The organism is Paenibacillus sp. GM2, assembly GCF_900069005.2.
Taxonomy (GTDB): Bacteria; Bacillota; Bacilli; order Paenibacillales; family Paenibacillaceae; genus Fontibacillus.
Genome location: NZ_LN831279.1, coordinates 991,382 through 1,003,983 on the forward strand (window position 1 = coordinate 991,382; position 12,602 = coordinate 1,003,983).

The window sequence follows — 12,602 nt, forward strand, 5'->3', positions numbered from 1 at the left end:
GAAAGGATGAGAAACAGCGATGTGCGCATTACAAGCAGTTAACTGGAACCGTCCGGATGATGACTTTACGATGATGTTCTGGAATCAGAATATTATGCAATTCTGGACCGATGATGAAATCCCGTTGTCCGATGACAAAATGTCGTGGATGACGTTGAACGAAGATGAGAAAGATGCCTATATGAAGGTGCTTGGCGGGCTGACGCTGCTCGACACAGTGCAGGGCGGCGTTGGCATGCCGCAGATTATGGAGCATGTAGAGGGGCTGCAGCGCAAAGCGGTGCTTGGCTTTATGGGCATGATGGAGCAGATCCACGCCAAGTCCTACAGCAGCATTTTCACTACGCTGGCTTCGAATGAAGAGATCGATGAAATTTTTCGCTGGGTAGAGCAGAACCCGATGCTGCAAAAGAAGGCGGCGACCATCCGCGAATACTATACGAGCATCCATTCTCCGCGCGAGCTGTACTTGGCTATGGCGTCCTCTGTTCTTCTGGAGAGCTATTTGTTCTATAGCGGGTTTTTCTATCCGCTCTATCTGGCGGGCCAGGGCAAGATGACTTGCAGCGGCGAGATCATCGACTTGATTTTGCGCGACGAGAGCATCCATGGCGTCTATGTTGGCGTACTGGCGCAGGAAGTTTTTGCGGGGCTCGATGAACAAGAACAGAGGGATGTATCTGATACGCTGCAGGGGCTGCTGAAGGATCTGCATGCGAATGAAGAACAGTATACGGAACTGATATATACGAAGATCGGCCTAGTGGACGAGGTGAAGACGTTCTTGCGCTACAATGCCAACAAGGCGTTCATGAATCTGGGTCTCGAGCCGCCGTTCGAGGACGAGGAGATCAATCCGATTGTACTGAACGGGATCCGGACCGATACGAAGCAGCATGACTTTTTCTCCAAAAAAGGCAACGGCTACGTGCGTGCGCTGAATGTTGAGCCGCTCACGGACGAAGATTTCAATTTCTAAGTTGATTTGTATATAAACAGGGTGTTTCTCACTGATTATAGTGAGGAATCCCCTGTTTTTTGTTTGCGCCGATGAAATAAATAGACCGATTGACAAGTGAAGAAAGAGCCTGTAAAATAACTAATCGTAAATATTACGATTAAGGAGTTGTTGGGAATGAGAGTGGTTGTTACTTTGGCATGTACCGAGACGGGAGACCGCAATTACACGACTACGAAGAATAAGAAGACACATCCTGAGCGCATGGAACTGCGCAAGTACTGTCCTCGCCTGAGAAAATACACGCTGCATAGAGAGACACGTTAATCTGCTGAAGGAGGTTATATATGTATACGGAACAAGAAGCAAGGAAGAAGATCCCGGTAACAGTGCTCAGCGGTTATCTGGGAGCCGGGAAGACAACGCTGCTGAACCATGTTCTGCACAATAGGGACGGATTAAAGGTCGCAGTAATTGTCAATGACATGAGCGAAGTCAACGTGGATGCCAATCTGGTGAAATCAGGGAACGTATTGTCGAGAACAGAGGAGAAGCTTGTAGAGATGTCCAACGGCTGCATTTGCTGTACATTGCGCGACGATCTGCTGCGTGAAGTGCAGAAGCTGGCTGCTGAAGGGCGCTTCGATTATATTCTGATCGAATCCTCCGGAATCAGTGAACCCATCCCGGTAGCACAGACCTTTACTTATGCTAATTCGGATCTGGATATCGATTTAACCTCCCTGTCCCGCCTGGATACGATGGTAACTGTGGTGGATGCCAACCGTTTCTGGCATGACTTTGCGTCAGGAGAGAGCCTGCTCGATCGGGACCAGGCTGCTACAGAGGCTGACTATAGGGATATTGTGGATCTTCTGATCGATCAGATCGAGACCTGTGATGTGCTGCTGTTGAACAAATGTGATTTGGTAGAAGAGAAGGATCTGGTCAAGCTGGAGGCGGTGCTACGAAAGCTTCAGCCATCGGCCAAAATCATTCGTACTGTAAATGGAGTTGTCAACCCCAAGGAGATTTTAAATACCGGTTTGTTTGATTTTGAAAAGACAAGCATGTCCTCGGGCTGGATTTCGGAGCTTACTAAGAAGGAGCATACCCCGGAAACCGAGGAATACGGGATCGGATCGTTTGTGTACCGCAGCAGGATTCCATTCCATCCGCAGCGCCTCAGCTATTTCTTCAGCAATTGGCCTGAGGAGGTGGTGCGGGCCAAGGGGTTGGTATGGATCGCGGCGCGCGGCGATCTGGCTGCCTCGTTAAGTCAGGCGGGACCTTCCATACAGTTTGGCCCTGCCGGATACTGGCTTGCTTCATTGCCGGAGGAGCAGCAGCGTGAAGTTCTGGAGAGCGAGCCTGAGGCACGGAAGCGCTGGGATCCTACATGGGGCGACCGCATGACCGAATTAGTCTTCATCGGTATCGACATGGATCAGAGGGACATCGAGAAAAGGCTGGCCCGCTGTCTGCTGAGCAACGAAGAAATGCAGCAAGACTGGAATAAATTTAATAATCCCCTGCCGTGGCTGAGTGAAGCATGAGATTTACTCAATAAATAGGGTTTACAAATCGTAATTATTACGATATTATGCTCTTTATAAAACGTAAAAATTACGATTAAAGGAAGAGATGAATGTGATTTTATCATCCATGCGCGAGGTGGTGTTTGGATACGGGAATGAACCGGTCATCGAAAACTTGTCATTGGACATCCATGCCGGGCAATTTGTCGGTGTTGCGGGGACTAACGGCGCAGCGAAGTCTACTTTGCTGAAGCTGATGCTGGGCCTGATCAAGCCATGGAGCGGTTCGGTCCGAATTAATCGCTTCATGGAGGACGGCTCGAAGATGGCCGTGGCGTATGTACCGCAGCATGTGTCTTCCTTCAACGCCGGCTTTCCCAGCAAGGTTAGCGAGCTGGTCCGTTCCGGTTGTTACTCTCGCTTGGGATTATTCGGTCGTTTCAAGAACGAGCAGCGGCAGATTGTTGAACGAAGTCTGAAACAGGTTGGCATGTGGGAATTCCGCGATCGGAAAGTCGGAGAATTGTCGGGGGGGCAGAAGCAGCGCGTCTGCATCGCCCGGGCGCTGGCCCAGGAGCCGCAAGTGCTCGTCTTGGATGAGCCTACGACGGGAATGGATGCGGCAAGCCGGATAGAGCTTTACGAGTTTTTAAGAGCTGGCGTAACGCAGCAAGGCCATACGGTTATTATGGTTACCCATGGGCTTGAGGAAGCGGCGCCGTATCTCGATATGTTGATTCAATTGGAGCGGAAGGAGGAGGGATGGAGATGCTCGGCTACGAATTTATGCAGCGCGCCTTTTGGGCAGGGGGGTTAATCGGCGTTATCGCTCCGCTGCTCGGCGTCTACTTAATGCTTCGCCGCCAGGCATTAATGGCGGACACCCTTTCGCATGTATCTCTAGCCGGGGTAGCTCTCGGCTCGGTCATGCAGCTGAATCCTTCCCTCAGCGGCTTCGCCCTGGCTGTAGCCGCAGGCATCGTGATCGAGCAGCTTCGTCGTTCTTATCGTACATACAGCGAGCTGCCGGTGGCAATCATCATGACTTCGGGGCTGGCGCTGGCTGTGGTGCTGATGAGTCTGAAGCAGAATTGGAGCAAGAGCTTCAGCTCTTATCTGTTTGGTTCCATTGTCGCAGTAAGCAACACCCAGCTGCTGTTGATTGCTGCCGTGGCGTTAATCGGTTTTCTCTACTTTATAATCCTGCGGCGTCCTCTCTACAATCTGACCTTTGACGAGGATACCGCGGCGGCAATCTCCGGAGTTCGGGTCAGGCTGCTGTCATTGTCCTTTGCGGTATTGACCGGGATGATCGTTGCTGCTGCCATGCCGGTTGTAGGCGTGCTTCTGGTCTCCGCGCTGATCGTTTTGCCTGCCTCGCTGGCCTTGCGCGTTGCTTCCGGTTTCACGGCAGCGATTCTGATCGCGATTGGCACCGGTCTGGCGGGCGTATTTTCCGGCCTTAGTATGTCTTATTATATCGATACGCCACCGGGCGGGACGATTGCATTAATCCTGCTCACGTTTCTGCTGATCACACTGCTGCTGCAAAAGCTGCTGCGAGTCTATGGTCGGCGCAGTACCAAAAAACAATATCCAAAGAAGGAGTTACTGAAACATGAAATTTTGGAATCGTAGTCTAACTGTTTTATCTTTGTCAATGATGCTGGTTGCAGCCGGTTGCGGCTCAAACGCAGGTACTGCGGGCAACGCAGCGAGCAACAACGGCTCGTCCGCTGCTCCCGAAGCGGCCGCGGATAAACCTGCAGCGGAAACGTTGGAAATCAAGACGAGCTTTTATCCGATGTATGAATTTACGCGTCATGTAGCGGGGGAACTGGCCCATGTGGAGAATCTGGTTCCCGCCGGGATGGAACCGCATGATTGGGAACCTACCGCGCAGGATATGGCCGCTATCTCTAAGGCCGACGTGCTTGTGTATAACGGCGCGGGTATGGAAGGTTGGGTAGAGCAGGTGCTGGACAGCGCGACGGGCAGCGGGCTCAAAGCGATTGAGGCCAGCCAGGGGATTGAATTGATGGAAGGCTCGGAAGAGCATGAACATGAACATGGCGAAGAGGCGCATGAACATGGTGAAGAGGCGCATGAAGAGGGCGAACATGCTCATGAAGATGGTGAGCACGCCGATGAGAACGGCGAACACGAGAGTGAGCATGGACATGAAGAAGATGGGCATGGGCATGCCCATGATCACGGGGGGTTAGACCCGCATGTATGGCTGTCGCCGGCACTGGCGATTCAAGAGGTTCGCAACATTGAAAAAGGCCTGTCCGAAGCAGCGCCGCAATATGCTGAACAGTTTAAAGCGAATGCCGATGCTTATGTAGCCAAGCTGGAGGCGCTCGACAAGGAATTTACCGAGGCGTTGAAGGACAGCAAGCGCAAGGATTTCATTACCCAGCATGCCGCTTTCGGTTACCTGGCCCGACAATATGAGTTGACTCAAGTGCCGATCGCCGGGCTCTCGCCTGAGCAGGAGCCGTCAGCTTCCCAGATGGCCAAAATCGTTGAGTTTGCCAAGGAGCATCATGTGAAGACCATTTTCTTTGAAACCCTGGTTTCCTCCAAGGTAGCCGACACGATCGCATCGGAAATCGGAGCCAAATCGGCGGTGCTCAATCCAATTGAAGGGTTAACGCAGGAAGAGATAGACGGCGGTCTCGACTATATTGCAGTCATGCGTCAGAATCTCGATTCGCTAAAGACAGCGTTGAACGAATAGTCTATAAGAATCTGGTGAAGGGGATATGAAAACGGGAGATGGAAGAATGGAGAACAAGTCGAATCCTATGATTCAAGCTATGGAGTCCAACGGTTTGCGTATTACCTCGCAGCGCAGATGGATCGCGGAGCTGTTCTCCGTCTCCACCGGATTCGTGTTGCCGCGTCAGGTTCACGCTTATATATCGGAGCGGCTTCCGGGAGTTAGTTACGACACGGTGTACCGTAATCTCCGATTGCTGACGGAAATCAATCTGCTGGAGCAATTCGATTTTCCGGAGGGGGTCCGTTTCAAGTTGAGATGCGGCCCGGACCATCATCACCACCATTTTATCTGCATGAAATGCCAGCGAACCTTTCCGATCGATTTTTGTCCGCTGGACAGCGGCATCGTTCTACCGGAATCATTCCGCGTTATCTCGCATAAATTTGAAATTTTTGGTCTGTGCAACTCGTGTACAGCAAGTAAAGGAGGGAGTAAAAATGGCTAAGAAATCAAAGGTCGTTAAAGAGCAGAAGCGGCAAGCATTGGTTCAAAAGTATGCGGAAAAGCGCAGAGAGTTAAAAGAAAAAGGCGATTATGCGGCTTTGCAAAAGCTGCCCCGCGATTCATCGCCCACACGTCTGCATAACCGCTGTGCTGTGACAGGACGGCCAAGAGGATATATTAGCAAATTCAAGGTGTCCCGGATCGTATTTCGTGAAATGGCCCATAAGGGACAAATTCCCGGCGTGAAAAAGTCCAGCTGGTAACCGAACATTTTACCATACGGGCGACAGAAGCACAGGAGCGGATGCGCCTTCCCGAAATGAGGAGGACGATATCTTTTCCCGCTTCTGCCGCCCTTTTGATATCTTTGATTCTCGTAAGCCCAAAACTTAGGAGATTAAATGACAAACCTATAAAAAAGCTTGAAAAAACAGAAAATCTAATTGATAATGATTATTATTATCAATTAGATAAAGAGAGGAGAATTTGAATGAGACAAAAGCTTCGAACTAAAGATTACATACTCATCGGTATATTCAGCATCCTGATTTATATTGTTAATGCTATTGTGGGGATTGCATTGACGCCCGTCATGGCCTTTGCCATGCCGTTGATATCCGGCGTCTGTCTGTTTTTCTCGGCTACGGTATATCTGGTTATGGCGATGAAGATCGGCAAAAGAGGGACTCTGCTGCTCATGGCGGTTGTCACAGGACTAATATATACGATCATGGGAGTTCCGTTGATGCTTGCTTTCTTTATATTGGCGGGCCTGATTGGCGAAGCGGTGCTGTTCAAGGGAGGCGGAGGACAATATCGCCGAATTTCACGCCAGGCTTTGGCCTATGCCGCATATGGCGCTTTGTTTGGCCTGGGCGCCTATGTGACGATATACGTGTATGGCAGCGATTATCTTGAGGCGATGTATGACCCGGAAATGCGGGAACGCATGGCCTATTTTGCGTATTCTCCGGTCTGGATCATCGGGAGCTCGGCTTTTTCGTTCATCCTGACCTTGCTTGGCAGCCTGCTTGCTGCCAAGTTGCTGCGCAAACACTTTATGAAGTCCGGATTGATTAAATAGACCGATACGAAGGTGAGGGATGAATATGGAAGCGAAATCCGAGATGTCCGGGCTAATCAAGATCGTTGGCGAGAAAAAAGCGCTGCTTATCACAGCCAGCCTGTTCTCCATTCTGTCCAGCTTGCTTCAAATCGCCCCGTTTGCAGCGGTTTACAAAATTATTGAAGAATTGCTGCGGCATGCGCAAACACCTGCGGATATCAACAAAGATTTGATTTTACGCTGGGGGATTATCGCATTTATAGCTTTGGTTGCCGCACTGATCGCATTATACATTGGCGGAATGTGCTCTCATATTGCGGCCTTCAACATTCTTTATCAACTAAGGCTTCGGTTGACCGAACATGTCGCCAAAGTGCCGATGGGCTATCATACGAAAACAGCGATCGGTGAATTGAAAAAAATCATTGAAGTCAGCGTTGAAAAAATCGAGAAGTTTATTGCCCATCAACTTCCCGATCTGGTTAGTGCAATTGTAATACCGATTTTGCTAATCGGTTATTTATTTTGGCTCGACTGGCGGTTAGCGCTCATATTGCTGCTGCCGATTGGCATCGGCTTCTGGCTGCAGGCACGCATGTTTGCCAGTGAAGGCGGGCAAAAGGCTTATCGCCAATTTCAGTTTGCGGTTGAAGAAATGAACGCCACCGGTGTGGAATACGTTAGGGGCATGCCCGCCGTGAAGGTATTCGGCATTACCGCCGATTCTTTCCTGACTTTTAAGCAAGCCGTGGATCGTTACCGGGATATTTCCTTAAAAATCACGGATCTATGCAAAACATCCTATAGTCTCTTCTTTGTTATCATAAGCTCTTTATTTACTTTTGTTGTTCCGATGGGCATTTTGCTCTTTAACGGTAATTCGGGGAACCAGGCGTTTGCTATTACCTTTATTTTGTTCCTGATCGTTTCGCCAAGTTTGTCGGCGCCTTTGTTGAAGCTTCTATATTTGGGGGGCGGATTGCGAGAAATCGTGGAAGGGAACAAGCGGATCGAAAGTGTGCTGGCCGAGCCTGTGACCCAGGAGCCGGTGGTGCCACGGACGCCGGAATCTTATGACATCGCTTTTCAATCGGTGTCTTTTGCTTATGAGTCTAAAGAAAGCAAGGACTATAAGCCGGTTTTGAAAAATATCAATTTTACGGCAAAAGCGGGCGAGATGACAGCGCTCGTCGGCCCTTCCGGCGGGGGAAAGTCGACCATCGCTAACCTGCTGCTGCGCTTCTGGGACATACAGGAGGGCGTAATTACGATCGGCGGTGTGCCGATTCGCGAAATAGGGACGGAAAAGCTGATGGACACCGTTTCATTTGTATTTCAAGACGTCCATCTCTTCTATGACACGATTGAAGAAAATATTCGGATGGGTAATGCCAAGGCTACCCGAGACGAGGTGATCCGAGCGGCGAGGACCGCTTGTTGCCATGATTTTATCGAACAGCTGCCGGAAGGCTACGATACGAAAATCGGAGAAGGCGGAACTTATTTGTCCGGCGGCGAAGCGCAGCGGATCGCCATCGCCCGGGCGCTGCTTAAAAACGCGCCGATTCTGGTTTTGGACGAAGCTACGGCATATGCGGACGCCGAGAATGAACATAAAATTCAGCAAGGTTTGATTGAACTGGTGAAAGGAAAAACAGTTTTGATTATCGCCCACAGATTGTCCACCATTCGCGGGGCCGAGCAAATTCTGGTCGTGAATCGCGGAGAAATTGTAGAACGCGGCACTCATGAGGAGCTGCGGAGAGAAGGCGGTCTGTACGAACAGATGTGGCAGGCCCATATCCATGCCGCATCCTGGAGACTGGGAGCCGGGTCCCGGGAAGCCGCCTGGATTGGGGCCGAAGGAGGGAGCGGCCATGTATAAATATTTTTATAACATTTCCGGCGGAAGCATCCGAAGCCTGGGGCCTTCCACGATCGCGGCCTTGCTGGACGGGATCGCCAAGATCATTCCGGCAGCACTGCTGGTCGATATTTTTAATACGATCTATCGCTCCTTTGCCGAACCGGAGGCGGGTTTAAATATCGGGCGGCTGTGGACGGTTTGCGCCGTTTTGCTTATCTGGCTGGTTGTGGAGTACGCGGCGTATGCCTCGTTATACGACAAAACCTACAAAGTGGCTTACAGTCTGGCGGCATCCGGGCGATTGAAACTGGCTGAGCATATTCGTCATTTATCGCTTGGCTTTTTTGGAAAAAGGGACCCGGGCGATATTACGAACCTGCTGCTTGGCGACTATGGTCAGGTCGAACATACGATATCGCACAATGTTCCGCAGTTGATCAGTGGGATCATGCTGCCGGTGCTTGCGTTATTCGGGCTGGTGTTTCTCGATTGGCGCATGGCATTGGCCATGTTTATCGCCATTCCCTTTGGAGTCCTGTTGCTCTGGCTTACCGATTCCGTGCAGGCCCGCTTGAGCGAAAGCCATGTCAAGGCCAAAAATGAAGCGGCGAGCCGGTTGCAGGAATATCTGGCCGGCATCCGCGAGATCAAGGCCCATAACATCGGAGGAAAGCGGTTCGAGCGCTTGCGCCTTTCTTTTGATCAATTAAAGCGGGCTTCGATTTCATTGGAAGGGGTTATGGGACCCATGATAATGGGGGCGATGGTGCTGACGCGGTCCGGCATGACTTTGATGATATTCGTCGGCAGCTATTTGCTGATCGGCGGTACCATGTCGCTTCCCGTATTTCTGCTGTTCCTTTTAGTGGGAACCAAAGTATTCGAGCCGTTAACCGTCGTGCTGATGAATTATGGAGAAATGCGTTATTCGGCTTACAGCGCGCAGCGCATCATGGATGTTCGCATGGAGAAGCCGCTGCCGGGAACGGAAAACGTCAGAGCGCATGCGCCGATTGAATTTGACCGGGTCTCCTTCGGGTACGATTCCGACCAGCCGGTCTTGAAAGACTTGTCCTTCCACATCGAGCCGAATACGATCACCGCACTGGTGGGACCGTCAGGAAGCGGCAAGAGTACGGTGACGCGTCTGCTGGCCCGCTTCTGGGACATTGATTCCGGCTCGATCCGTATCGGTGGCCGGGAAATCAAAGAAATAAATCCGGAGAGCCTGCTGGGGGATATATCCATGGTGTTCCAGGACGTGTATTTGTTCCAGGATACGATCGGCAACAACATTCGAATCGGCAACAGGGACGCTACGCAGGCCGAGATCGAAGAAGCGGCCAAACGCGCCTGCTGCCATGAATTTATATCCAGGCTGCCGCAGGGCTACGACACACCGGTAGGGGAAGGGGGATCGACGCTGTCGGGGGGCGAAAAACAGCGGATCTCCATCGCTCGAGCACTTCTGAAGGACGCTTCGATCGTGCTGTTGGATGAAGCGACGGCGTCGCTGGATCCGGAAAATGAATCGGCGGTGCAGCAGGCAATTAACGAGCTGGTCGCCAACAAAACGGTCATTCTGATCGCCCATCGCTTGAAGACGATCCAGCATGCCGACAAAATTCTGGTGCTTGATCAGGGACAGCTCGCCGAAGAAGGAACCCATGCGGAATTGCTGGAGAAACAGGGCCTATACGCCAATTTGTGGCATTTGCATCAAAATACCGACGGATGGCGGGTTAAATGATGAAAGCGATGATGGAAGTGGATCCCCGTACGCAAATGCTGGTGACCCTGATCACCAGCGTGGCGGTATTCCTGGCGGATTTAAGCGCACTGCCCTGGATTATGCTGTTTATGGCGTTGTATTTGTTCGCCCAAGGGATATACAAAACCACGGTGCAATATCTGGTTCTCGCCTTGCTTCTGTATCTTCTGCAGGGCTGGATTGCCGGCTCGTCTCTGGAAGTATTGAATTATTTAAACATTCTGACTTTTTTGGGACTGCGGTTTATGCCTGTGCTCATGTCCGCTCTGTCTTTAAGCAAAGTTCCTTCCGGCAAGCTGATCGCCGCGCTGCGCACACTTCGGCTGCCGATGGGCGTTCTGGTCACGCTGGCTGTCAGCTTTCGCTTTCCGCCGGTGATGAGGCTGGAATATGAGGCGATCCAGGTGGCGGCGAAGCTGAGAGGGGTTTCCATCGCTTCTCCGAAAAATTGGCTGCGGCCCTTTAGTACCTTTGAATATACGATCGTGCCGCTTTTAATGAGAAGCTTGAAAATTTCCGATGAATTGGCCGCATCGGCAACCACTAAGGGCATCGATGATCCGGGACGAAAAACGAGTATTTACCCGATTGCTTTCCGCCTGCAGGATGCTGTTTTGCCGATTATATATATCGCCTGGCTGTTTGCTATATGCCGTTAAGGAGGGAGCTATATGGCGCAGAAGAATGCAATTGTTGAAATCGAAAACGTGTCTTTTCAATATAATGAGTCCTCGGAACAGCTCAAACAGATTTGCTTGACACTTTACGAGGGGGAATGCGTGGTTATAACAGGGCCTTCCGGCAGCGGTAAAACAACCCTAACCCGGCTGGTGAATGGCTTGATTCCTTACTTTCATGAAGGACAGCTGACCGGGAAGGTCCGGCTCGGGCAAAAAGACATCGGGCAGATGGAGCCGTGGGAGTTCGGGAGAATGGTCGGGAGTGTGTTTCAGGATTCCCGCAGCCAGTTCTTCACATCGATCGTCCGGGACGAAATTGCCTTTTGCGGGGAAAATTACGGGATGGACCCGGAGGTTCTGCGCCGGTGTGTGGAACAATTGGCGGAAGAAAGCGGCCTGACGCATTTGCTTCAAAACGAGGTGCACAAGCTCTCCAGCGGCGAAAAGCAAAAGGTTGCCGTGGCCTCCGCGCGGTTGTCCGATCCGCCCGTCCTGGTTATGGACGAGCCTTCGGCCAACCTGGATATGGCGGCGACGCAGCAATTGGCCGAGATTATCGCCGGTTTAAAGGCGGACGGGAAATCGCTGCTCATTGCCGAACATCGACTGTATTATTTGCTGCCGGTTGCGGATCGGATCGTCTATATGCAAAACGGAGAAATTGCCGCCGAATGGACGCCGGATGAACTGCTCGCCTTGTCCGATGAACAGCTGGTGGAGTATGGGCTAAGATCGCCGGTTGTCAACCGTCCCTTTTCCGAGATTGAATGGAAGGGGGGGCCGGGGCAGGAACGGATGGCGTTGCAGGACGTGTCCATTTCGCCGGGAAGATTCAAGCAGGCTGTTCTGGGGGACGTCAGCTTTTCCTTAAGCGAGGGCGAGGTGATCGCCGTTACCGGCCCCAATGGGGCAGGCAAGACCACTTTGGCCAAAACCCTGTGCGGCTTGCTGCGGGAACGATCCGGGGAGATCCGGCTCGGGGGAAGCAGAGCCACGGCCAGACAACGGCTTGGCAGACTGTGGTTCGTGATGCAGGATAGCGACTACCAGTTGTTCTCGGATAGCGTCTGGAACGAGCTGATGCTTGGACACGAGAAGGAGGCTCAAGCGGAGGAACGGGCCGAGCGCCTGCTCAAGCAACTTGATTTGTGGGCCTATCGCGACCGCCATCCAGCTGCCTTGTCAGGCGGGCAGAAGCAGCGCGTCACTTTTGCCGTCGGCTTAATGCATCAACCGGACATCCTGATCCTGGATGAACCAACCTCCGGACTGGATGGGGAGAATATGCGCCGTGTGGTGAAGCTGATTCGCGAGATCGCCGCCTCCGGAGTGGCGGTATTGATCATTACCCATGATTATGAATTGGTGTATAGCGCCTGCCAGCGTCTGTTGTTCTTCAGCGAGGGACGGCTGGGAACCGAACATCCGGTCTCGAAAAGTCATTATTCCGAAGTGATCTCACTTATGCAAACACTGCGGGTGGGTTAGAG

General features: G+C 51.7%; 13 protein-coding genes. All 13 read left to right on the top strand.

The features are described from left to right. The first annotated feature begins 19 nt into the window (after positions 1-19). The gene (nrdF, locus tag BN1360_RS14315; RefSeq protein WP_068780532.1) at positions 20-979 is read left to right on the top strand and encodes a class 1b ribonucleoside-diphosphate reductase subunit beta; all 960 of its coding nucleotides are present in this window, start codon (positions 20-22) and stop codon (positions 977-979) included. A 156-nt stretch (positions 980-1,135) separates the two neighbouring features. Beyond that, entirely contained in the window at positions 1,136-1,285 is a 150-nt protein-coding gene (gene rpmG / locus BN1360_RS14320) for a 50S ribosomal protein L33 (RefSeq protein ID WP_082790071.1), read from the top strand. 20 nt (positions 1,286-1,305) lie between these two features. Continuing rightward, the gene (locus BN1360_RS14325) at positions 1,306-2,514 is read left to right on the top strand and encodes a GTP-binding protein (RefSeq protein ID WP_068780533.1); all 1,209 of its coding nucleotides are present in this window, start codon (positions 1,306-1,308) and stop codon (positions 2,512-2,514) included. A gap of 94 nt (positions 2,515-2,608) precedes the next feature. Further along, on the top strand, positions 2,609-3,313 hold the full coding sequence (locus BN1360_RS14330) for a metal ABC transporter ATP-binding protein (protein WP_068780534.1): 705 nt from the start codon (positions 2,609-2,611) through the stop codon (positions 3,311-3,313). Next, entirely contained in the window at positions 3,259-4,134 is an 876-nt protein-coding gene (locus tag BN1360_RS14335) for a metal ABC transporter permease (RefSeq protein ID WP_068780535.1), read from the top strand. The genes BN1360_RS14330 and BN1360_RS14335 overlap by 55 nt, the downstream gene beginning before the upstream one ends. Then, positions 4,115-5,239 (top strand): metal ABC transporter substrate-binding protein, encoded by a 1,125-nt coding sequence (locus BN1360_RS14340; RefSeq protein ID WP_068780536.1) that lies wholly within the window; start codon positions 4,115-4,117, stop codon positions 5,237-5,239. The genes BN1360_RS14335 and BN1360_RS14340 overlap by 20 nt, the downstream gene beginning before the upstream one ends. A 46-nt stretch (positions 5,240-5,285) precedes the next feature. Continuing rightward, positions 5,286-5,729: a Fur family transcriptional regulator gene (locus BN1360_RS14345; RefSeq protein WP_068780537.1), complete on the top strand. Its 444-nt coding sequence runs from the start codon at positions 5,286-5,288 to the stop codon at positions 5,727-5,729. Further along, positions 5,722-5,991, top strand: a complete 270-nt coding sequence (rpsN, locus tag BN1360_RS14350) for a 30S ribosomal protein S14 (protein ID WP_068780538.1) — start codon at positions 5,722-5,724, stop codon at positions 5,989-5,991. Before BN1360_RS14345 ends, rpsN begins: the two co-directional genes overlap by 8 nt. Before the next feature lie 227 nt (positions 5,992-6,218). Then, on the top strand, positions 6,219-6,812 hold the full coding sequence (locus tag BN1360_RS14355) for an MptD family putative ECF transporter S component (RefSeq protein ID WP_068780540.1): 594 nt from the start codon (positions 6,219-6,221) through the stop codon (positions 6,810-6,812). Between the two features lie 25 nt (positions 6,813-6,837). Continuing rightward, on the top strand, positions 6,838-8,679 hold the full coding sequence (locus BN1360_RS14360; protein ID WP_068780541.1) for an ABC transporter ATP-binding protein: 1,842 nt from the start codon (positions 6,838-6,840) through the stop codon (positions 8,677-8,679). Further along, entirely contained in the window at positions 8,672-10,411 is a 1,740-nt protein-coding gene (locus BN1360_RS14365) for an ABC transporter ATP-binding protein (RefSeq protein WP_068780542.1), read from the top strand. The genes BN1360_RS14360 and BN1360_RS14365 overlap by 8 nt, the downstream gene beginning before the upstream one ends. Beyond that, complete coding sequence (locus tag BN1360_RS14370) at positions 10,408-11,091, top strand: energy-coupling factor transporter transmembrane component T (protein ID WP_229521011.1); 684 nt, start codon at positions 10,408-10,410, stop codon at positions 11,089-11,091. Before BN1360_RS14365 ends, BN1360_RS14370 begins: the two co-directional genes overlap by 4 nt. Before the next feature lie 12 nt (positions 11,092-11,103). Further along, the gene (locus BN1360_RS14375) at positions 11,104-12,600 is read left to right on the top strand and encodes an ABC transporter ATP-binding protein (RefSeq protein ID WP_068780544.1); all 1,497 of its coding nucleotides are present in this window, start codon (positions 11,104-11,106) and stop codon (positions 12,598-12,600) included. Positions 12,601-12,602: the final 2 nt, after the last annotated feature.